Origin of the sequence: Enterobacter cloacae complex sp. IR5459 (assembly GCF_049238005.1) — a bacterium.
In the GTDB taxonomy this organism is placed as follows: Bacteria; Pseudomonadota; Gammaproteobacteria; order Enterobacterales; family Enterobacteriaceae; genus Enterobacter; species Enterobacter hormaechei_C.
In genome coordinates this window covers 74,797-94,800 of the sequence record NZ_JBMKIG010000002.1, presented here as the reverse complement: position 1 = coordinate 94,800, position 20,004 = coordinate 74,797, and the positions used below count along the sequence as shown (strand labels likewise).

General features: G+C 54.4%; 21 protein-coding genes. 10 read left to right on the top strand and 11 right to left on the bottom strand.

Features of this window, described 5'->3' with window-relative positions; all coding sequences use genetic code 11:
• Positions 1-29 precede the first annotated feature (29 nt).
• The 5 genes from ACOTX4_RS03875 to ACOTX4_RS03855 are packed head-to-tail and all read left to right on the top strand — an operon-like array spanning position 30 to position 3,456.
• Positions 30-1,040, top strand: a complete 1,011-nt coding sequence (locus ACOTX4_RS03875; RefSeq protein ID WP_072051100.1) for a fimbrial protein — start codon at positions 30-32, stop codon at positions 1,038-1,040.
• Positions 1,041-1,058: 18 nt separating this feature from the next.
• The gene (locus ACOTX4_RS03870; protein WP_045332524.1) at positions 1,059-1,574 is read left to right on the top strand and encodes a fimbrial protein; all 516 of its coding nucleotides are present in this window, start codon (positions 1,059-1,061) and stop codon (positions 1,572-1,574) included.
• Between the two features lie 43 nt (positions 1,575-1,617).
• Entirely contained in the window at positions 1,618-2,127 is a 510-nt protein-coding gene (locus ACOTX4_RS03865; RefSeq protein WP_052685721.1) for a fimbrial protein, read from the top strand.
• Positions 2,128-2,173: 46 nt separating this feature from the next.
• Positions 2,174-2,851, top strand: a complete 678-nt coding sequence (locus ACOTX4_RS03860; protein WP_045332525.1) for an EAL domain-containing protein — start codon at positions 2,174-2,176, stop codon at positions 2,849-2,851.
• Between the two features lie 50 nt (positions 2,852-2,901).
• Positions 2,902-3,456 carry a helix-turn-helix transcriptional regulator gene (locus ACOTX4_RS03855; protein WP_157846200.1) on the top strand — a complete coding sequence of 185 codons (555 nt, stop codon included), beginning with the start codon at positions 2,902-2,904 and terminating at the stop codon, positions 3,454-3,456.
• A 159-nt stretch (positions 3,457-3,615) separates the two neighbouring features.
• Here the strand turns inward: ACOTX4_RS03855 and rimO are convergent, their stop codons facing one another.
• Positions 3,616-4,941 carry a 30S ribosomal protein S12 methylthiotransferase RimO gene (rimO, locus tag ACOTX4_RS03850; RefSeq protein WP_022650675.1) on the bottom strand — a complete coding sequence of 442 codons (1,326 nt, stop codon included), beginning with the start codon at positions 4,939-4,941 and terminating at the stop codon, positions 3,616-3,618.
• A 216-nt stretch (positions 4,942-5,157) separates the two neighbouring features.
• On the opposite strand from rimO, the gene bssR reads away from it, so the two are divergent.
• Together bssR and ACOTX4_RS03840 are read left to right on the top strand one after the other, a co-directional pair.
• On the top strand, positions 5,158-5,541 hold the full coding sequence (gene bssR / locus ACOTX4_RS03845) for a biofilm formation regulator BssR (protein ID WP_003858412.1): 384 nt from the start codon (positions 5,158-5,160) through the stop codon (positions 5,539-5,541).
• Between the two features lie 106 nt (positions 5,542-5,647).
• Complete coding sequence (locus ACOTX4_RS03840) at positions 5,648-6,766, top strand: PQQ-dependent sugar dehydrogenase (protein ID WP_022650676.1); 1,119 nt, start codon at positions 5,648-5,650, stop codon at positions 6,764-6,766.
• On the opposite strand, the gene ACOTX4_RS03835 is transcribed toward ACOTX4_RS03840, so the two are convergent.
• Complete coding sequence (locus ACOTX4_RS03835; protein ID WP_003858411.1) at positions 6,767-7,393, bottom strand: glutathione S-transferase family protein; 627 nt, start codon at positions 7,391-7,393, stop codon at positions 6,767-6,769. It lies immediately after the preceding gene.
• A 243-nt stretch (positions 7,394-7,636) separates the two neighbouring features.
• Between ACOTX4_RS03835 and dacC the strand changes: the two genes are divergently transcribed.
• Entirely contained in the window at positions 7,637-8,842 is a 1,206-nt protein-coding gene (gene dacC / locus ACOTX4_RS03830) for a serine-type D-Ala-D-Ala carboxypeptidase (protein WP_022650677.1), read from the top strand.
• A gap of 86 nt (positions 8,843-8,928) precedes the next feature.
• On the opposite strand, the gene deoR is transcribed toward dacC, so the two are convergent.
• The 3 genes from deoR to ACOTX4_RS03815 all read right to left on the bottom strand — a co-directional run bounded on the left by deoR (position 8,929) and on the right by ACOTX4_RS03815 (position 11,099).
• Complete coding sequence (gene deoR / locus ACOTX4_RS03825) at positions 8,929-9,687, bottom strand: DNA-binding transcriptional repressor DeoR (protein ID WP_032624582.1); 759 nt, start codon at positions 9,685-9,687, stop codon at positions 8,929-8,931.
• Between the two features lie 67 nt (positions 9,688-9,754).
• Positions 9,755-10,363 carry an undecaprenyl-diphosphate phosphatase gene (gene ybjG, locus ACOTX4_RS03820; RefSeq protein ID WP_421635355.1) on the bottom strand — a complete coding sequence of 203 codons (609 nt, stop codon included), beginning with the start codon at positions 10,361-10,363 and terminating at the stop codon, positions 9,755-9,757.
• A gap of 7 nt (positions 10,364-10,370) precedes the next feature.
• Entirely contained in the window at positions 10,371-11,099 is a 729-nt protein-coding gene (locus tag ACOTX4_RS03815) for a phosphatase PAP2 family protein (RefSeq protein ID WP_032657833.1), read from the bottom strand.
• 167 nt (positions 11,100-11,266) lie between these two features.
• Between ACOTX4_RS03815 and ACOTX4_RS03810 the strand changes: the two genes are divergently transcribed.
• Entirely contained in the window at positions 11,267-12,499 is a 1,233-nt protein-coding gene (locus ACOTX4_RS03810; protein ID WP_023315707.1) for an MFS transporter, read from the top strand.
• A 524-nt stretch (positions 12,500-13,023) separates the two neighbouring features.
• On the opposite strand, the gene ACOTX4_RS03805 is transcribed toward ACOTX4_RS03810, so the two are convergent.
• Together ACOTX4_RS03805 and ACOTX4_RS03800 are read right to left on the bottom strand one after the other, a co-directional pair.
• Positions 13,024-13,836: a Cof-type HAD-IIB family hydrolase gene (locus ACOTX4_RS03805; RefSeq protein ID WP_421635354.1), complete on the bottom strand. Its 813-nt coding sequence runs from the start codon at positions 13,834-13,836 to the stop codon at positions 13,024-13,026.
• Positions 13,826-15,040: an MFS transporter gene (locus ACOTX4_RS03800; protein WP_022650682.1), complete on the bottom strand. Its 1,215-nt coding sequence runs from the start codon at positions 15,038-15,040 to the stop codon at positions 13,826-13,828. Before ACOTX4_RS03800 ends, ACOTX4_RS03805 begins: the two co-directional genes overlap by 11 nt.
• 82 nt (positions 15,041-15,122) lie before the next feature.
• Here ACOTX4_RS03800 and ACOTX4_RS03795 point away from each other — a divergent pair, with 82 nt between their 5' ends.
• Positions 15,123-15,674: a TetR/AcrR family transcriptional regulator gene (locus ACOTX4_RS03795; RefSeq protein ID WP_022650683.1), complete on the top strand. Its 552-nt coding sequence runs from the start codon at positions 15,123-15,125 to the stop codon at positions 15,672-15,674.
• Between the two features lie 27 nt (positions 15,675-15,701).
• Here ACOTX4_RS03795 and arsC read toward each other — a convergent pair whose 3' ends face one another.
• From arsC to ACOTX4_RS03775, 4 genes are all read right to left on the bottom strand, one after another.
• Entirely contained in the window at positions 15,702-16,127 is a 426-nt protein-coding gene (gene arsC, locus ACOTX4_RS03790; protein WP_022650684.1) for a glutaredoxin-dependent arsenate reductase, read from the bottom strand.
• 12 nt (positions 16,128-16,139) lie between these two features.
• Positions 16,140-17,429: an arsenic transporter gene (locus ACOTX4_RS03785; RefSeq protein ID WP_045332573.1), complete on the bottom strand. Its 1,290-nt coding sequence runs from the start codon at positions 17,427-17,429 to the stop codon at positions 16,140-16,142.
• A gap of 40 nt (positions 17,430-17,469) precedes the next feature.
• On the bottom strand, positions 17,470-17,790 hold the full coding sequence (locus ACOTX4_RS03780; protein WP_045332572.1) for a metalloregulator ArsR/SmtB family transcription factor: 321 nt from the start codon (positions 17,788-17,790) through the stop codon (positions 17,470-17,472).
• Positions 17,791-18,278: 488 nt separating this feature from the next.
• Positions 18,279-19,964 carry an aspartate:alanine antiporter gene (locus ACOTX4_RS03775; protein ID WP_032610193.1) on the bottom strand — a complete coding sequence of 562 codons (1,686 nt, stop codon included), beginning with the start codon at positions 19,962-19,964 and terminating at the stop codon, positions 18,279-18,281.
• Between the last annotated feature and the right edge of the window lie 40 nt (positions 19,965-20,004).

Below are 20,004 nucleotides of genomic sequence, written 5' to 3'. Positions count from 1 at the left end.
TGTCACTTCTCTTTAAGGTAAGGTGCTATATGCAAGTTGTTAAATTATTTTTGCTGGTTATCGGTTTGTTTTCCGGTGTATCAGGATACTGCTGTAACTATAGTTTTATTGGTTCACCCTATACTGTTAACTATGGCAACATCGTTGTTCAGCGGGACCTGGCAATAGGCCAACCTATATCTAATGAAATTTATGGCACATTAGCTCAAGCTTATATATGTCAAACTAGTGGCTCGGAAGGTTCAAGTACAGGTATGAAAAGCGTAATACTCCCATATAAATTTACTTCTTCCAGTGGAGTCAGGGTTTATCAAACAAATGTTCCCGGCGTAGGTATATCCTTCGGCTGGTATGAGCAAACCACTGCAGGTGGAGCGGGATTCACAGGGAATAATTATATTCAAACAACGGATACTCAAATTTATTCATGGACCAGTAACCCTGGCGAAGTTGATAACTTTAAGTTCCAGCCAATTATACGTTTATGGAAAACAGGTAATATTACCTCTGGTGCGCTATCAGGGCAGATAGCAGCTTTTATTGCATATACTGCCCAGTACGGCGGTGGCTCTCAAGTCAGCAATATACCTATTTATGCAGGCTCAGGTAGTATTACTCAAGTGGCATGTTCTATTACAACACCAAACTTAGTATTTCCAATAGGTGATGTGCTTGCATCAAGTTTTGGGAGCAGCATAGGGACTACACCTGCTAATGCAAGTAATATTCAGAACCTCGGCTTGAATTGTGATGCTGGTGCAAACATTAACGTAGCATTAAATGGAACGCAAAATCCTGACGTTGGAACAACAAGTATATTAGCTTTAACAAACCAGGGAAGTGCTGATGTGGCTAAAGGCGTTGGTGTGCAGCTTTTATATAATGGCAGCCCATTTATATTAAATAACCGTATTGTGCTGAAAAGATCGTCAGGCGGTCAGGAAACCTTCCCTCTTACCGCTCGTTATTATCAGACCAAAACAGCCGTTACTACCGGTAAGGCAAATGCATCAGCAACGTTAGATCTCACTTATCAATGATAGCAAGGAGAAAATAAAATGAAAAAGTTAAGTGTATTAGCCGCTGCAACAATAGTTCTGTTGATGAATACCTCCGCTCAGGCAGGCGACCCGGTCACCCTGAATATTACCGGCAACGTCATTGCCTCTCCTTGTCAGGTAAGCAGTGACAGTATTACGAAATCGGTCGATCTTGGACAAAATATCCAGGCGTCATCGCTGCAAACCGCAGGTGCGGCCACCGATTGGGTCAATTTTGATATCAACCTGAACAGCTGTCCGGCAGGAACGACGAAGGCCATTATGACCATGCATGGCACCGCCGATCTCAATAATCCGGCTGATATGTATCGTAATACCGGCACCGCAACCAACCTGGCCGTTCAGGTACAAAGTCAGGCAGGGGAGCAACTGGGTAATACCAAAACGATTTCCGGAACTATCGCCAGTAATGCCTATACCTACAAACTGCGGGCACGTGCTTATACCCAGAACGGCGGCGTGATGCCAGGCAGTATTAGCTCGGTGGTTACGGCAACCTTTGAATATCAATAGCCTGAATGCGCTCCAGCCTGCTGGAGCGCAACGGAGATTTCACATGCTTAAACGTAAATGGCTTGCCAGCGCATTCATGATGATGTTGCCATGGCTATCCTATGCTGATGCGTCGCTGACGCTGACCGGTAACGTGGTTGCCAGCCCCTGTACGGTGGATACCGATACGGTTAACAAAACTGTGGATTTAGGTACCCTGCAACGCCGGGATCTGCAAACCGCAGGAGAAGGCGGGGAGTGGCAGGACTTCGACCTGCTGCTCACCAATTGTCCGGCCGGAACGACCAAAGTGACGGCTATAGTTAGCGGCACGCCCGATACCCAGGACGCCACCGCATGGAAAAACAGCGGCACCAGTGACAACACGGCGCTTCGGATCGCCAGCCGCGATCGTAGCCAGACAGTTGCACCGGGCGATTCGCTGGCTCAGAACGTTAACATCAGCACGCGTTCAGCCTCATTCCTCCTGTCGGCCAGAATGTTTACCCCGCAGGGCAGTGCCACCGCTGGGACATTCCAGTCGGTCATAAACGTCGATTTTACCTGGCAGTAGATCACTTTACGGCAATAAACCTCTGATATTTATTTAAAGGTGCACTATGCCTTATCGTTTATCCTTTGAAAACGCGGTACGCGGAATACGTTTTCAACCTATTTATTCCGTGGCTGAAAAAGCAATTAAAGCCTGGGAGATATTAAGTTTATTGCAGCCCGGGATTAATCATGAGCAGTACTTTGCTTCTCAATCGGATCAAACCTGTATGAATATCCTGTGCTGGCAGTTGCAGATTATTTATAAGATGAAAAACAAAAAACGTTATTATTTAAACGTTCCTGCCAGACTGCTTTGCTCTTTACAGGCTGTTCAATGCCTTCTGCCCTGGCTACGGGAGGGGATTGTTCTCGAAGTCCAGGATCCGCACGAGTTTATTTCTCTTTCCTGCTCTGAACGCCGGGCGTTTAACGCCCATGTCAGGATGATCAAATCCATGGGAGCTGAACTTTGGCTGGATGATATCAAGCCGGATCAGTTCAGCGATTTAGCCGATGATCTGGCGCGATTCGATGGCGTCAAAATTGATAAAAGCGTTATTCTGGAAGAGCCTTCATCCTTAAGCTCGCTGATTGCAGATTGCGCCCGATACGTTCAATTCGTGCTCGTGGAAGGGGTGGAAAATAGCCAGCATTATGAAATTGCCGAGGAGAGTGGAAGCCATTTTCTCCAGGGATTTATGTGGCCTGAAGAGCAATTTTATATCAGCTATACATCGGTTTGAACATGCTAAAGATTTTAATAAATGATCCGGACCTCCTGTTTCGAAGAGGTATGAAGTACTTTCTAAGCGATTTTTTCTGTAAGCGGTTTAATCGTCATGTTGAATTTATCACCGACTATACATCGGAAAATATTGCTGACGCGGATGTGATTATTCTTTCGCTTTGCAATGGTGAACGTTACATCTGTCTGCCGGAACTCCGCGCGCGGCAAAAGGGTATAATAATTGGTTTAGTTGATGAAGAAGATGATTCCCGAATTTCTCCATCCTGCTTTGCCGATATAGTCTATATCCTGCGGCGCGAACCGCTGAGTGAAATTACGCGAAAACTTACTTTCGCCTGGCAAAAATGGATAGAGATCCAGGAATTTCAAGGTTATAAATCGTGCTTCGGGTGTAAACATGTTTCGCTGTCTCTCACCCAGCTTGAAATAATCACCGGATTGAATAAAGGATATTCTTTTCAGGAGGTTGCGATAAATATGAATATCACCTATAAGACAGTTACAACGCATAAATATTTGATAATGCGAAAATTTTGCTTGAGAAATGATTATGACCTGTTTCGCTTTTTAGGCAGGCTGAACCAAAAAAGCGCAATCTAATTATTACAGTAAACGCCTCAACAAAAGCATAGATAATCTGCCGTTGCGCTGCTACCCTCGCGCAATTGCGGTCATTGTACAACCCTGACCGCAAGAGCTTATCGGGACCAGGTTATGCCCGATAAGCACAGCATCATCAGTCGTTATTCAAAGAGGAGATTAAACCCGGCTGCCCCACAAATCATACTCGTCGGCGTTTTCGACCTTCACGCGAATAATATCGCCCGGCTTGACGTTGGTTTCGCCGTTCAGGTACACCGCGCCGTCGATTTCAGGCGCATCCGCCATGCTGCGGCCAATCGCGCCTTCTTCGTCCACTTCGTCGATAATCACCAGAATTTCGCGGCCCACTTTCTCCTGCAAGCGTTCAGCAGAGATCTGCTGTTGCAGCTGCATAAAGCGGTTCCAGCGCTCCTCTTTTACCTCTTCCGGTACCTGGTCCGCCAGCTCGTTGGCCGTTGCGCCTTCAACCGGGCTGTACTTGAAGCAGCCGACGCGATCCAGACGCGCCTCTTTCAGGAAGTCGAGCAGCATCTGGAAATCTTCTTCGGTTTCACCCGGGAAGCCGACAATAAAGGTGGAGCGCAGGGTCAGATCCGGACAGATTTCACGCCACTGCTTGATGCGCGCCAGCTGGCGGTCAACGGAGCCAGGGCGTTTCATCAGCTTCAGAATGCGCGGGCTGGCATGCTGTAGCGGGATATCCAGGTACGGCAGGATTTTGCCTTCCGCCATCAGCGGGATCACATCGTCAACGTGCGGGTACGGGTAGACGTAGTGCAGACGCGTCCAGATCCCGAGCTTAGCCAGCTGCTCGCACAGGCCGACCATGCTGGTTTTCACTGGCTCACCGTTGTGGAAACCGGAACGGTGTTTAACGTCCACGCCGTAGGCGGAGGTGTCCTGGGAGATGACCAGCAGCTCCTTCACGCCCGCGTCGGCCAGGCGTTTGGCTTCTGCCAGCACCTCGCCAATCGGACGGCTCACCAGATCGCCACGCATCGACGGGATGATGCAGAAGGTGCAGCGATGGTTGCAGCCTTCGGAAATTTTCAGGTAGGCGTAGTGGCGCGGCGTCAGCTTCACGCCCTGTTCCGGCACCAGGCTCAGGAACGGGTTGTGCTTTGGTTTGGGGACGTAGTGATGAACATGTTCCAGCACCTGCTCGTAGCTGTGTGGACCGGTGATCTCCAGCACCTTCGGGTGCACTTCACGGATCTGGTCTTCTTTTGCGCCCAGGCAGCCGGTCACAATCACTTTGCCGTTTTCCGTCAGGGCTTCACCAATGGCTTCCAGGGATTCCTGAACCGCGCTGTCGATAAAGCCGCAGGTGTTGACGATCACCATGTCGGCGTTGTCGTAGCTTGGCACCACGTCATAGCCTTCAGTGCGAAGTTCAGTCAGGATGCGTTCGGAGTCCACCAGGTTCTTCGGGCAGCCCAGGGAGACAAAGCCGATTTTCGGCGGGTGCGTAACATTGCTCATAGGTTAAAAATTCATCAATTATGGAGTTATCAGGGCGGGATTTTACAGCGTATCGCGGGGGATTTATACACTCTTGATGGCGCAGTTGAGGCCGGCAATCGTTGTAACATTGTAAAGAATGTTAATCAGTTATCGTTTATTGATCCCAGGCATTACATTGTACAAAAAATGACCTTATTCTTAATGAGGTAACATGGCTGACAGAGGAGGAATAGCATGTCCGTTGACAGACTGAAACGCGATCTGCTTAACAAGCTGATCAACGCCCGAATCGACCTGGCTGCATATCTGCAACTCCGCAAGGCGAAAGGGTATATGTCAGTCAGCGAAAGCGAAAATCTGCGTGATAACTTCTTTGAACTTTGCAATTTCATGCGTGAAAAAGCACCCATCCTGAAAGCGCACTACGCTGAAAGCGAATTAGTGGCGCTGCGCCGCGCCGCCGAGGTGCTCTCCATCGCCGGGGTCTGTTTGATGAACGGACGTCACGACTGCCCGAATTTTATTGCCGTTAACGCGGAGAAGCTTGAAAACTGCCTGACCACGCTCGCGCTTTGCATCATGTGTCTGAACAAGCCGGAAACGCTTGCCCGGCACTGAACCCGGGGGAGGCAACTCCCCCTTCTGATTAAGCTTTTGTAAAAGTGGTAACGCACCCGGGAACAGTGGCTAATCTTTAAGCCATATGTCGATAAAGGAGTGCGTTATGCCTCGATCCTCGCTGATTTTCCTTCCAGTCTTGTTATTCCCGCTTTCACTGCTTGCAGCGCCTGAGACGGTTAAGGTCGACGTGCTACAGACAAAACTGGATCACCCCTGGTCGCTGGCGTTTCTGCCAGATAACAAGGGGCTGCTCATCACGCTCAAAGACGGGCAGCTTAAGCACTGGCAGGCAGGGAAAGGGCTCTCCGATCCGATTGTCGGCGTGCCGAAAGTGTGGGCGAGCGGCCAGGGCGGACTGCTGGACGTCGCGCTGGCCCCGGATTTTGCACAATCACGGCGGGTCTGGCTCAGCTTCGCCGAGGCAGGTAATGATGGCAAAGCGGGTACCGCGGTGGGCTATGGGCGGTTGAGCGATGACCTGTCGCGCATTGAGGGCTTCCAGGTGGTGTTCCGACAGATGCCGAAGCTCTCTACCGGCAACCACTTTGGCGGACGGCTGGTGTTCGACGGCAAAGGCCATCTCTTTATTGGCCTGGGTGAAAACAACCAGCGCCCGACGGCGCAGGATCTGGACAAGCTTCAGGGCAAGGTGGTGCGCCTGACGGAGGACGGAAAAGTGCCACCGGATAATCCGTTTGTGAACACCGCCGGAGCGCGCCCGGAAATCTGGTCCTATGGCATTCGCAACCCGCAGGGAATGGCGATGAACCCGTGGAGTGACACGCTGTGGCTCAACGAACACGGACCACGCGGTGGGGATGAGATTAACATTCCTGAGAAGGGCAAAAACTACGGCTGGCCCCTGGCGACGCACGGGATCAATTACAGCGGGCTGAAAATCCCGGAAGCGAAAGGCGAGCACGTTGAGGGCACTGAAAAACCGCTGTTTGTCTGGAAAGTGTCGCCCGCCGTCAGCGGCATGGCGTTCTACAACAGCGACGTCTTCCCGCAGTGGAAAAACAAGCTGTTTATCGGCGCGCTGAAGGAGAAAGACGTCATCGTGCTGAGCGTGAAGGGCAATAGCGTGACGGAGGATGGGCGAATTCTTGGGGATAAAGATCAGCGTATCCGCGATGTGCGCGTCGGGCCGGATGGTTATCTGTACGTGCTGACCGACGAGACGGACGGGCAGCTTTGGAAAGTCAGCCCGTCCGGGTCGTAATCAGGTCACCGGGATCATCACCACGTTGCGATACGCCGGGCGCTCGCTGAGCTGCTGGATCCAGCGCTCAAGGTGAGGGCGCGGGGTCCAGCTGAGACCCATGTTAGTGAGGTTCCAGACGAAGGGGGCGACGGCGATATCGCCCACGCCGAACGTGTCGCCGGAGAACCAGGTATGCTTCGCCAGTTCGTCGTCCATCATCGCAAACAGCGACTCGCACGCATCCTGGGCGGCATGAATGGCGGGATAATCACGATCGGCTTCCGGCGTACGGATAAGCCCCATCAGGATCACGCGGTGCGTGGGGGAAAGCGTCTGGTTTGCCCAGTCCATCCATTTTTCGCCCTGCGCGCGCTGGGCCGGATTTTCAACCCACAGGCGACCCTGGCCGTACTGCGCGGCGAGATAACGCACAATGGTATTGGACTCCCACAGCGTGGCGTCTGTCTCGTCATCGCGCAGCAACGGCACCAGCCCGTTTGGGTTCATCGCCAGATAGTCGGCGTCTTTATTCACCCCGAACGCCATGCCAGCCATAATTTGGTTGAACGGTAAATCCAGCTCCTCCAGCGTCCAGAGCACTTTCTTCACGTTAGTCGAATTGTTCCTGCCCCACAGCGTAATCATATTTACTCCCGATGAGATGTGAATCCGAGTCAGCTTTTCGCCATGGTGAGATAAACCTAACAATTACGCAACAGATGCTAAAAAAAACGCCGCAATCAAAGCGTATCTGAATGTTATTGCATAAACTTTAAAAACTTTACCTGGAACAGGTTTCTTTGAAGGCTGTAGTGCGCTATTACTCATCGCTTCTTGCGACACGGTGATTGTGACGTGATTTTTAGAATGGACACTCGGGTGGCATTTATGACGCAAAAAACTTCTTCTCTGCGCAGCCTGGCGGCAGGCTCGGCGCTGCTTTTCCTTTTTGCCCCAACGCTTCATGCGGCGGAACAGACAGCGCCCGAAGCGCCGCCTGTTGATGCGCGCGCCTGGATCCTGATGGATTACGCCAGCGGGAAAGTGCTGGCGGAAGGTAACGCCGACGAAAAACTCGACCCGGCGAGCCTGACGAAAATTATGACCAGCTATGTGGTCGGCCAGGCGTTGAAAGCGGGCAAGATCAAGCTGAATGACATGGTCACCGTCGGGAAAGATGCCTGGGCGACCGGTAACCCGGCGCTGCGCGGCTCGTCCGTGATGTTCCTGAAGCCCGGTGATCAGGTCTCCGTTTCCGATCTGAATAAAGGGGTCATTATTCAGTCGGGAAATGATGCCTGTATTGCGCTGGCCGATTACGTCGCGGGCAGTCAGGATTCGTTTATTGGGCTGATGAATGGCTACGCGAAAAAACTGGGTCTGACCAATACCACCTTTAAAACCGTTCACGGCCTGGATGCGCCGGGTCAGTTCAGTACCGCGCGCGATATGGCGCTGCTGGGCAAAGCGCTGATCCATGACGTTCCGGATGAGTACGCCATCCATAAAGAGAAAGAGTTTACCTTCAATAATATTCGCCAGCCTAACCGTAACCGCCTGCTCTGGAGCAGTAATGTTAACGTGGACGGCATGAAAACCGGTACAACTGCCGGGGCCGGATACAACCTGGTGGCTTCTGCGACGCAGGGCGATATGCGCCTGATCTCGGTGGTGCTGGGCACGAAAACCGACCGCATTCGTTTTAACGAGTCAGAAAAACTGCTGACCTGGGGTTTCCGCTTCTTTGAAACCGTCACGCCGATTAAGCCGGACGCCACCTTCGTCAGCCAGCGCGTCTGGTTTGGTGATAAAAGTGAAGTAAACCTGGGGGCAGGTGAAGCGGGGTCCGTCACCATTCCACGCGGCCAGCTGAAAAACCTGAAAGCGAGCTATACCCTGACCGAGCCACAGCTGACCGCGCCGTTAAAAAAAGGCCAGGTGGTCGGGACGATAGATTTCCAGCTTAACGGCAAATCCATTGAGCAGCGTCCGCTGGTGGTAATGGAAGCGGTGGAAGAGGGCGGCTTCTTCAGCCGGATATGGGACTTTGTGTTAATGAAATTCCACGGCTGGTTTGGCAGCTGGTTCAGCTAAGTTTTTGCCGGGTGGCGCTGCGCTTACCCGGCCTACGTTCGAGCCGTTGTAGGCCGGGTAAGGCGAAGCCGCCACCCGGCATAACCTCAATACATCAACTTCACCTGCTGCGCTTTCGCGTATGCCACCAGCTCGTCATCCGGGCGGCAATCACTGACGATGGCGTCAAAGCGCGACAGTTCACCCATCCTTGCCGGACGGACCTTGCCAAATTTACTGTGATCAACCACCAGCACATGCTGCTGTGCGGCGTTGAGCGCCCACTGTTTCACCGGTAACTCTTCAAGATTAAAACAGGTTGCCCCCTGTTTCACATTCACGCCCGCCGCAGAGTAAAAGGCGATATCCGGGCATACATTGCTCAGCGTGTCCTGAATATTCAGCGGTTTGAAAATGGCGTTGCTGGCATGAAATTCGCCGCCACACAAAATCACCCGGCACGCCGGTTTCTCCTGCAAGGCAAGGAAGGTGTTTAGCGAATAACAGACGGCGGTAAACGGAACGGTTCTGTCGATGGCCTCGATGATCCACGGGGTTGTCGTACCGCAGTCAAAAAACAGCGTTTGATGCGGCTGCACCAGCGAGGCGGCGAGCCGCGCGGCTTTGCGCTTCTCCTCCACCAGGCGTGTTTTTTGATCGCTTAACAGATAATGGCTGGCGCTACGCGGCTCCAGAACAATATACCCGCCAAGCAGCACAACGGGGGCGCTGTCGCTGTTCAGATCGCGACGAATGGTCATTTCAGACACGCCAAGCAGGGTAGCGGCTTCCTTAAGATGCAGCTTATCGCTGCGCTTCAGCGCCTGGAGCAGCTGAGCAATGCGGTCATCGCGACGTGTTTCCATAGATCCTCGGGCTAAAAAAGTGAGCCCCCGCAGGGCGGGGGCTCAAGTGTAACCTGACGGACCGGGGTTAGTCACGTATCCAGCCTTTGCGGATCGGAAGGGCAAACAGAACGCGATAGGCCTGTGATAATCCACGATAAAGCGCCGGACCAAAGAGGCTCCACAGGATGGCTGCGCTGACGCAGCCCATCAGTCCCACCAGGAAACCGCCGACCATATCCAGCGGCCAGTGCACGCCCAGGTAGACGCGGGACCAGGCGATGGCGCCCGCCACGCCCATCAGCACTACGCCGGACCACAGGCGATGCCAGAACAGGAAGGCCAGCGCAAAGGTGAAGATCACCGTGCCGTGATCGCTCGGGAACGAGTCGTCCGGCGCATGGTGCAGGAAGTTGTAGCCGACGCGATCGACAAACGGACGATCGTGTGGGAAGGCGTGGCCCAGCACGTAGCTTGCCAGCACGCTGACGCCGATCGCCATCGCCATTTTGATCACCAGATGGCGCTGGGCGGTGACCTGTGTACGAGGTCCCCATAACCAGAGGATCACCGCCAGCGCCGGTACAATGCTGATCACATCTTTCGCAATGAAGGTGGCGAGATCGATCATCCATTCCGGTGACGACGGCGTGGCGTTGAGCAGGTAAAACAGTTCGTAGTTCAGATTTTCTAACATAATCTCGTTACTCTTTAGCAAACCAGGCGGAAACCAGCCCGTAAACCAGCACCTGGGAAAACCAGACCCACCACCCGGCCCACAGGTTGTGAGAGAAAAAATGCGCGCCGCGCATGACCTGCCCGAATCCCATCAGCAGCCCCATAACAACGCCCAACGCGACAAAGGTCCAGGCCAGGCGTGGACGTTCACGCCAGAAGGCAAAAAACAGCCCCATCACCATAAACCCGCTTGAGGCGTGGCCGCCGGGAAAGCAGCGTCCCGGTCCGCTGTCTGCCGGAATCGCGCTGAACAGGGGATACGAGACGGCTTTGCCGCCATACTCCACCAGATCCCACGGACAGCTGTGGTGGCTCATGCTTTTCAGGGCTCCTACAACGAGCGCGCCCAGACCCATCAGAAGCGCGGCCGTCACCAGCCGGGCATTGCGTCTGTAAGTCCCGTAAACCAGCGCGATGACGGCCAGGGCAATGGCCACATATTTCGCCAGCCGATGGTTGAGCAGATCCAGCAGCGGATTTTGCTGTAGCGGGAAATGATGCGTCGCCGCGTCATACCAGAAGCCGGTGATCCATCGGTCAAGCGATTCATCGCGCGAAAGCCAGGTAAAAAGCAGCGCAAGGACGATCAGCACGAAAAGCTGATAACCATAAAAGCGGGCAGGCAAACGGTAAAGGCGTTTTGTCTTATTTGTCGGTAACTTAGATAATTCTGAAGGGCTGACGGCGTGTGTCATAGTTTCGGTCAATAACGTGAAATAGCACTATCATAAGGAGGGCAACTTAAGGAAACCTTAAACAACAACGATAAGTGCCTTATTTCTGTTTTTTCACGTTAATTTGCTATCTCAGACAGCGGCAATTCATTACACTCATCGCGATTTTTTCATATTAAAGAGATTGCATGATAAACCGTTCTTCTTCCGGTAATCGTCTGGGTCGTCAGGCGTTACTTTTTCCTCTGTGTCTGGTGCTTTACGAATTCTCTACCTACATCGGCAACGACATGATCCAGCCAGGCATGCTGGCTGTGGTTGAGCAGTACAACGCAGGTATTGAGTGGGTACCTACATCGATGACCGCCTATCTCGCGGGCGGCATGTTTTTACAGTGGCTTTTAGGGCCGCTGTCGGATCGTATTGGCCGCCGCCCGGTGATGCTGACGGGCGTGGTATGGTTTATCGTCACCTGTCTCGCCACGCTGCTGGCGCAGAACATTGAGCAGTTCACGTTGCTGCGTTTTCTTCAGGGCGTGAGCCTGTGCTTTATTGGTGCCGTGGGCTACGCCGCTATTCAGGAGTCGTTTGAGGAGGCGGTATGTATCAAAATTACCGCGCTGATGGCGAACGTGGCGCTGATTGCACCGCTTCTGGGGCCGCTGGTGGGAGCCGCATGGGTCCACGTCGCGCCGTGGGAAGGGATGTTCGTGCTCTTTGCCGCGCTTGCGGCCATCTCTTTCTTTGGTCTGCACCGTGCGATGCCGGAGACCGCCACCCGCCTGGGCGAAAAGCTCTCGCTTAAAGAGCTGGGGCGTGATTATAAGGCGGTGCTGAAAAACGGCCGTTTTGTCGCGGGCGCGCTGGCGACGGGCTTTGTCAGCCTGCCGCTGCTGGCGTGGATTGCCCAGTCGCCGGTCATTATCATCAGCGGCGAACAGCTTAGCAGCTATGAGTATGGCCTGTTACAGGTGCCGATTTTTGGCGCGCTGATTATCGGTAACCTGGTGCTGGCGCGTCTGACGTCACGCCGTACCGTGCGTTCGCTGATTATTATGGGCGGTTGGCCCATAGCGGCAGGGCTGATTATCGCGGCGGTGGCGACCGTAGCCTCGTCTCATGCGTACCTGTGGATGACGGCGGGGCTGAGCATTTACGCGTTTGGTATCGGCGTGGCGAATGCCGGTCTGGTACGCCTGACGCTGTTCGCCAGTGAAATGAGTAAAGGCACGGTGTCTGCCGCGATGGGGATGCTGCAAATGCTGATTTTCACCGTCGGAATTGAGGTGAGCAAGCATGCTTATGCTTTTGGCGGAAACGGGCTCTTCAGCCTGTTCAATCTCGCAAACGGTGTGCTGTGGGTAGGTCTGATGGTGGTGTTCCTGAAGGACAAACGCGTCGGAAATGCCCTGCAACCGTAATCCTTATTCCCTCTCCCCCCTAGGCGAGCTCGGGACAGTTCCCTCTCCCTGTGGGCTGAGGGATCCCCAGTAATTTGAAAGCAAAAGCGATAACGTTGCCTCAGAATAACTGAGGGCTTTCAGCGATGCCTCGGTCCGGCTGTAAATCGCTGAGGCGTTTCCTGTAGGCCGGGGCGAGGCGCAGGGATGCGCCGAGAGGGCGGGCTTTACAGGGATGTTACCTCCGCCCGTCCCCGATAAGCCGGAAGGAATAAGCCGAAGGCACCGCGAAGCGGCGATTTACCGCCGGAAGCCCGGGTCGCCAGGGTGGTGGCGACTGAGCCACCCTGGCACGTTCACCGGTCATGTCGTGACAGAGTAGCAAGGAACATAAAGTGAACGGAATGACCACCAGAGCTGTATGTTCCCCCTCACCCCAGCCCTCTCCCTCAAGGGAGAGGGGGCCGTCTGTGCAGGCATTATTTTGTGGGGAACCCTCAGCCCTGTGGGAGAGGTTTAGGGTGAGGGCACCAGAGCGCACTGAATCAATTAAACGGCGCCCTCCCATCCAGCACCCTATCAATTACGTCCAGCACCCCTTCGTCATTATTGTTCGGCGCTTCATAGCGGGCCACCGCTTTAATATGCGGTCTGGCATTGGCCATCGCGAAGCCAAACCCAGCCTGTCGCAGCATCTCCACGTCGTTACCGCTGTCGCCAAAGGCCACCACTTCACTGTCCTCAATGCCCCAGCGCGCTTGCAGGATCCGCAGGCCGTTAGCTTTGTGTACGCCGGGGATAATCAGGTCGATACTACCGTGTCCCGTGGTCACCGTCACCATGATGTCGCCAAGCTTCTCATGCAGCAGCGCCTGAATGCGCGGAATTTCGTCGTCAGAGACGTTTAGCCCGAATTTGAAGAAAATATCGTTGAGGTTGTCAAAGCTGCTGACGCTTTCAAGGCGGTGATAGTATTTCGCAGCAATCGCTTTGAAGAGGTCGTTATACGTTTTCAGCGTGTAGGCGCTGTTTTTTCCGCAGGCAATTATCTCAATGCCGGGCACGTCGTTTAACAGGGTGGCGACGGTCAGAAAATGCTCTTTCGACAGTTCGCCGTTAAACACGTCTTCGCCCGCATCTACCACCCAGCCGCCGTTTTCGGCGACGAAGGCAATTTCATGGGCGATCTCCGGGAAAAATGAGATCAGCTGGTAGTACTGGTTTCCGCTGGCGACCACAAAACGGATGCCTTGCGCTTTCATGCGCGCGTACTGCGCCAGAAAACGCGCGCGGTTATAGGTTTTCGCATCGCTCAGGAAGGAGCCATCCATGTCGACTGCAATCAGTTTAACGCTCATATCCCTTCTCCATTGACGTTGTTTCTGCTTCCGGTTTTGCCACCGCTCGCGCCACCAGGGCGGCAATAATGACTAACCCTAATACCACCAGCATCGCGCTGCGTAACCCGTAGTGCTCACCGAGGAATCCAAGCAGCGGCGGGCCCACCAGGAAAGCGAGGTAGCCCGTGGTCGCCACGACGCTCACGCGCGTCGGCGCGTCGGGGCCGGTATCGCTGGCAGCGGAAATGGTCAGCGGGAAGCCAAGGGAGGCGCCCAGTCCCCACAGGATCACCGACACGCCGGCAATCCAGTCCACATCCACAAAGATAATCATCGCGATGCCCAGCCCACCCAGCAGGGCGCTGGCACGGACGACAGCCACGCGGCTGTAACGGTCGATAAACCAGCCCCCGGTAAAGCGTCCGACGGTCATGCCGAGCGTAAACCCGGCGTAAATCAGCGAGCCGGAGGTGGGGCTAAATCCGTGCCCGTCCACCATCAGCAACGGTAGCCAGTCGTTGGCCGAGCCTTCAGCAAACGCCATCGCCAGCACCACCACGCCAATCAGCATTAGCTGGAAATCACGATAAAAGGGCAACCCTTTTTCCGCAGACTTCTGTTCGTCCGTGGCGTGTTGTCCTGTGCCTGCGGGAATAGCCCTGATGCCGGTGAGGATCGGGATAATACAGACCAGCGCCGCCAGCAAAATGTGCACATTGGCCGCAATGCCCAGCGCCGTCAGCGCCATCCCCACGCCCGCGCCCGCCAGCGTGCCGAGGCTGTAAAAGCCATGCATCATCGGCAGCACCGTTTTGTTCATCGCCTGTTCGACGGCGGCCCCCTCGACGTTAATGGCCACTTCCGCCGCACCAAAGCTGCCGCCAAATACCATCAGCCCAAGGGCAAACATCAGCGGCGAGGCGAACCACAGCGCCACGCTCAGACCGAGCATTCCCACCACGGCGCAGCACATGGTGGTGCGAATCACCGCGCGCGTGCCAAAGCGCTTCACCAGCCAGGCCGAGCAGAGGATGCCGCTCATCGAGCCAATCGACAGGCCAAACAGTACGATCCCCATCTCCGCCGTCGAGACGGACAGCGTATCGCGGATTGCCGGGGTGCGCGTTGCCCAGGAAGCCATCAGCAGCCCGGGGATGAAGAAGAACATAAACAGCGCCCACATGCGCAGATGCAGGGCTTTGCGAGGAGAAGTTAGCGTCATTGGGATCAGCACCAGAAGTACAACAATAGCGACAACACTAGCAACTTTGTGTACATTTGTACACAAACTGGATGAGGATTTTATGAGCAGACCACCGAACGACCCTAACCGCCGCGAGAAGATACTCCAGGCGACGCTGGACACCATTGCTGAGCACGGTATTCATGCCGTCACGCACCGCAAAATTGCCACCTGCGCAGGCGTGCCGCTGGGGTCGATGACCTACTATTTCGACGGAATGGAGTCGCTTCTGGAGGAGGCCTTCACGTGGTTTACGCAGCAGATGTCTCAGCAGTACCGGGATTTCTTCGCGGGGGTGACCGGGCGGGAGAGGGCGTGCGAGGCCATAACCACGCTGATCCACAGTTCAGCCGTGACCACGCCACACAATATGGCGCTGATGTATCAGTTATACGCGTTTATGCACCGCAGCGCCGCGCTGAAAACGGTGATGCAGGACTGGATGAAGATGAGCCAGACTACGCTTGAGCAGTGGTTTGATCCGGCCACCGCCCGTGCGCTGGATGCGTTTATCGAGGGGATGACGCTGCATTTTGTAACCGACCGGTCGCCGTTAACCCGGGAGGAGATCCGGGTGATGGTGGGGCGGATTGCAGGCGAGGATACCGTCTGATAGCGCTCGCCCCGGCCACGCCTGATGTCAGGAGATTTTTTTCCCGCTGGCGTCAACGACGACTTCGCCATCTTCCTTCGTAAATGCCCCTTTTTGCGCGTCCGGAAGGATGTCGAGAACGACTTCAGAAGGGCGGCACAGCCGGGTACCCAGCGGCGTCACCACAATCGGACGGTTAATCAGAATAGGGTATTGCAGCATGAAATCGATAAGCTGGTCGTCGGTGAAATGTCCCTGTGAAAGGCCCAGTTGCTCATAAGGCTCGACGTTTTTGCGCAGCAGATCGCCTATGGAAATCCCCATATCTGCAATCAGCCTTGTCAGTTCATCACGCGACGGTGGGTTCTCAAGATAGAGAATAATTTCGGGTTCCGTACCGCTGTTGCGGATCATCTCCAGCGTATTGCGCGACGTGCCGCAGGCCGGGTTGTGGTAGATAGTGATATGGCTCATATCCGTTACTCATTACAGTGTGAAGGAGAGACGTAGCGCCAGCGCGGCAAGCGTCACAAAGAGAACTGGCAGCGTCATTATGATGCCCGTCCTGAAATAGTAGCCCCAGGTAATAGTCATGTTTTTCTGTGCCAGCACATGAAGCCATAGCAGGGTAGCCAGGCTCCCGATGGGGGTAATTTTCGGCCCCAAATCGCAGCCAATCACGTTAGCGTAAATCATCGCCTCTTTAACCAACCCTGTTGCAGCACTACCCTCAATGGAGAGCGCGCCAATCAGCACCGTTGGCATATTGTTCATTATGGATGACAGGAAGGCGGTGATAAATCCGGTTCCCAGCGTGGTGACCCAGAGTCCGTACCCGGCTAAGTAATCAAGAACGCCTGAAAGAGACTCCGTCAGCCCGGCGTTGCGCAGGCCATACACCACCAGATACATCCCCAGCGAGAAGATAACAATTTGCCACGGCGCGCCGCGCAGCACTTTTCCGGTGTTAATGGCGTGCCCGCGTTTAGCAACGGCAAACAAAATCAGCGCGCCAGTTGTTGCGATAGCGCTGACCGGGATACCCAGAGGTTCAAGCACAAAGAAACCGACGAGCAGTAGCAGCAGCACGATCCAGCCCGTTCTGAACGTTGGCAGGTCGTGAATGGCCAAAGCAGGCTCGCGGAGTTTTGCCAGGTCATATTCGGGGGGGATTTCATTTCGGAAGAACAGATGCAGCATCACCAGCGTTGCGGCAATCGCAGCGATATCAACCGGGATCATCACCGAGGCGTATTCGCTAAAGCCCAGCTTAAAGAAGTCCGCTGAGACGATGTTGACCAGGTTGGAGACAATCAGCGGCAGGCTGGCGGTATCGGCGATAAATCCCGCCGCCATCACGAACGCCAGCGTGGCCTGCTTGCTGAACCCCAGCGCCAGCAGCATGGCGATAACGATAGGCGTCAGGATCAATGCCGCACCGTCATTGGCGAACAGCGCCGCCACGGCCGCACCCAGCAGCACGATCCAGGTAAACAGCAACCGCCCGCGACCGTTTCCCCAGCGAGCAACGTGCAGCGCCGCCCACTCGAAAAAGCCGGACTCATCCAGCAGCAGGCTGATAATGATGACGGCGATAAACGTGGCCGTCGCATTCCAGACGATATTCCACACCACAGGGATATCGTTGATGTGGATCACGCCGCTCATCAGCGCCAGCACGGCGCCAATGGTCGCGCTCCAGCCGATGCTGAGCCCTCTGGGTTGCCAGATGACCAGTACCAGCGTAAACAGAAAAATAGCCCCTGCCAGAAACATCTTTTACTCCGTTATATCTGTTTTTGTGAATGTGTTGTGGTCAGCAAGAGCCCGGGAGGCGGTTTTTCAGCTTCATACGTGTCTCTTCCCGCAGGCAGTTCCAGCTGTTATCGATAACGGTTGCCGCCCACGCGGGCATGTTGGGAGAGAGACGGTAGTAGATCCATTTACCCTCACGACGATCGATGACCAGCCCGGCCTCGCGCAGTAAGGCCATATGGCGCGAGACTTTCGGCTGCGGCTCGTTGGTAGCGGAGCAGAGATCGCAGACGCACAATTCTCCTGCTTCACGGAGCAGCATGACGATGGAGAGCCGCGTTTCGTCGGAGAGGGTTTTGAAGAGCTGGATGGGGAGTAGCATCGGGTGATCCTGCGTGGTTTTTTGTCATATTCATTAAATCATATATGTTTGTGGCGAGTGAGGGAACTATCTCCTTTCTGGCTGTGCTTTTTGCTATGGGATCATTCTTCTGGTTTGAAAGTACATGGATGAAATTCGCCGGGTGTTTTGGGGCGTTGATAGTCGGCTATGTGCTTTCATACGGAGCTGCAAAAATTAGAGGTGGGTGAGCTTTAAAGCTCGATTTTGAGGAATCAAATCTGACATGCAAAAAATCTGTCGCCATTATGTCGCCAATGACCCAATGCTATGTATGTAACTGATTGAATTTAATGGTTTATTTTTTAAGGCAACAAAAAACCCATCAACCTTGAACCAAAACGGCGGGGTTGATGGGCTCCACAAATTGGGGACATCAAAGAAAAGCAGTGGCACTAGTTATGACTGCACCCTGCGTAAAAAGTTCTGCGCGTAACGAAAATTTTTTGCGCCACACGCAAACTTGAGATTTATCCGAGTCCTGGCCAGATAATGATGATCAGCGTACCTGCCAGCGTCAGCAGCACGTTTGCGATGGCGTAGGTGCCTGCATAGCCCAGCGCCGGGATGTTGCTGCGCGCGGTGTCGCTGATGATCTCCATCGCCGGTGCGCAGGTGCGCGCGCCCATCATTGCCCCGAAGAGCAGGGCGCGGTTCATGCGGAGCACGTAGGCGCCGAACAGGAAACAGATCACCACCGGTACCAGGCTGACGATAAGTCCGGAAACCAACATTTGCCAGCCGACCGCGCCCAGGCCGTTGCCAATGCCGCTCCCGGCGCTTAAGCCGACACCCGCCATAAAGACCATCAGACCGAACTCTTTCACCATGTTCAGCGCACCCTGAGGGATATAGCCGAAGGTGGGATGGTTCGCTCGCAGGAAGCCCAGCATGATCCCGGCGAACAGCAGACCGGCTGCATTACCAATGCCGAAGCTAAAGTTGCTGAACTGGAAGGTGATCATCCCGATCATCAGGCCGACAATGAAGAAGGCGCAGAAGGCTAACAGGTCCGTCACCTGGCTGTGGATCGAGATAAAGCCGATACGGTCGGCAACGGTTTTAACACGTCGGGCATCGCCGCTAACCTGCAACACATCGCCTTTATTGAGCACCACGTTATCGTCGATAGGCATTTCAATCTGGCTGCGGATCACGCGGTTGAGGAAACAACCGTGGTCGGTCAGCTTCAGCTGTGCCAGACGGCGGCCCACGGCATTGTGGTTTTTCACCACAATCTCTTCGGTGACAATACGCATGTCCAGCAGGTCGCGGTCAAACACCTCTTTCCCGTTGCGGAAGCTCGGATCGAGACGCGCGTGGGCGTCCGGGTAGCCAACAAGGGCGATGTCATCGCCCATCTGGAGCACCGCGTCACCGTCCGGGTTTGCCAGAATGCCGTTACGACGGATACGTTCGATGTAGCAGCCGGTCTGACGGTAGATCCCCAGCTCGCGCAGGTTTTTCCCGTCGGTCCAGGCAACCAGCTCCGGCCCGACGCGGTAGGCGCGGATCACCGGCAGGTAAACTTTACGTTTGGAGTCCGTGTCCAGGCCGCGCTCGCGGGCGATGGTCTGGGCGCTGGTCTGGAGATCCTGATGCTGAAGTTTTGGCAGATAGCGCGCGCCAACAATCAGGCTCACCAGACCAATCAGATAGGTCAGGGCATAGCCCAGACTCAGGTTGTCCAGCGCGGAGGAAAGCGGCGTGCCGGCCATGCCAGAATGACGAAGCGTATCCCCCGCGCCGACAAGCACCGGTGTGGAGGTCATCGAGCCTGCCAGCATACCGGCCGTTAAGCCGATGTCCCAGCCAAACAGCTTGCCCAGCCCTAACGCAATCAGCAGGGCGCTGCCGACCATCACCAGCGCCAGCATCAGGTAATTTTTGCCATCTCGGAAGAAAATGGAAAAAAAGTTCGGACCGGCTTCCACGCCTACGCAAAAAATAAACAGCATGAAACCTAAGTTAAGCGCGTCCGTGTTAATACTGAAATGTTGTTGACCTAATAACAGGGAGACGACTAAAACGCCAATGGAATTACCAAGTTGAACTGAACCCAGGCGTAATTTACCCAGACAAAGGCCCAGCGCCAGTACCACAAATAATAACAGGATGTAATTCCCATTTAACAAGTCTGCGACGTTTATATTCACGGAGGCTAACTTCTTGTTTACCAGTAAGTTGTTGAATGAA

Excerpts from the sequence above, each read along its gene's own strand:
- ACOTX4_RS03875 (WP_072051100.1), top strand. The coding sequence starts at position 30 with ATGCAAGTTGTTAAATTATTTTTGCTGGTTATCGGTTTGTTTTCCGGT.
- ACOTX4_RS03795 (WP_022650683.1), top strand. The coding sequence starts at position 15,123 with ATGAGCAGACCACCGAACGACCCTAACCGCCGCGAGAAGATACTCCAG.
- ybjG (WP_421635355.1), bottom strand. The coding sequence starts at position 10,363 with ATGTTAGAAAATCTGAACTACGAACTGTTTTACCTGCTCAACGCCACG.
- arsC (WP_022650684.1), bottom strand. The coding sequence starts at position 16,127 with ATGAGCCATATCACTATCTACCACAACCCGGCCTGCGGCACGTCGCGC.
- deoR (WP_032624582.1), bottom strand. The coding sequence starts at position 9,687 with ATGGAAACACGTCGCGATGACCGCATTGCTCAGCTGCTCCAGGCGCTG.
- ACOTX4_RS03805 (WP_421635354.1), bottom strand. The coding sequence starts at position 13,836 with ATGAGCGTTAAACTGATTGCAGTCGACATGGATGGCTCCTTCCTGAGC.
- ACOTX4_RS03870 (WP_045332524.1), top strand. The coding sequence starts at position 1,059 with ATGAAAAAGTTAAGTGTATTAGCCGCTGCAACAATAGTTCTGTTGATG.
- bssR (WP_003858412.1), top strand. The coding sequence starts at position 5,158 with ATGTCCGTTGACAGACTGAAACGCGATCTGCTTAACAAGCTGATCAAC.
- ACOTX4_RS03800 (WP_022650682.1), bottom strand. The coding sequence starts at position 15,040 with ATGACGCTAACTTCTCCTCGCAAAGCCCTGCATCTGCGCATGTGGGCG.
- dacC (WP_022650677.1), top strand. The coding sequence starts at position 7,637 with ATGACGCAAAAAACTTCTTCTCTGCGCAGCCTGGCGGCAGGCTCGGCG.
- ACOTX4_RS03815 (WP_032657833.1), bottom strand. The coding sequence starts at position 11,099 with ATGACACACGCCGTCAGCCCTTCAGAATTATCTAAGTTACCGACAAAT.
- ACOTX4_RS03780 (WP_045332572.1), bottom strand. The coding sequence starts at position 17,790 with ATGCTACTCCCCATCCAGCTCTTCAAAACCCTCTCCGACGAAACGCGG.
- ACOTX4_RS03855 (WP_157846200.1), top strand. The coding sequence starts at position 2,902 with ATGAAGTACTTTCTAAGCGATTTTTTCTGTAAGCGGTTTAATCGTCAT.
- ACOTX4_RS03785 (WP_045332573.1), bottom strand. The coding sequence starts at position 17,429 with ATGTTTCTGGCAGGGGCTATTTTTCTGTTTACGCTGGTACTGGTCATC.
- ACOTX4_RS03860 (WP_045332525.1), top strand. The coding sequence starts at position 2,174 with ATGCCTTATCGTTTATCCTTTGAAAACGCGGTACGCGGAATACGTTTT.
- ACOTX4_RS03810 (WP_023315707.1), top strand. The coding sequence starts at position 11,267 with ATGATAAACCGTTCTTCTTCCGGTAATCGTCTGGGTCGTCAGGCGTTA.
- ACOTX4_RS03835 (WP_003858411.1), bottom strand. The coding sequence starts at position 7,393 with ATGATTACGCTGTGGGGCAGGAACAATTCGACTAACGTGAAGAAAGTG.
- ACOTX4_RS03865 (WP_052685721.1), top strand. The coding sequence starts at position 1,618 with ATGCTTAAACGTAAATGGCTTGCCAGCGCATTCATGATGATGTTGCCA.
- ACOTX4_RS03840 (WP_022650676.1), top strand. The coding sequence starts at position 5,648 with ATGCCTCGATCCTCGCTGATTTTCCTTCCAGTCTTGTTATTCCCGCTT.
- rimO (WP_022650675.1), bottom strand. The coding sequence starts at position 4,941 with ATGAGCAATGTTACGCACCCGCCGAAAATCGGCTTTGTCTCCCTGGGC.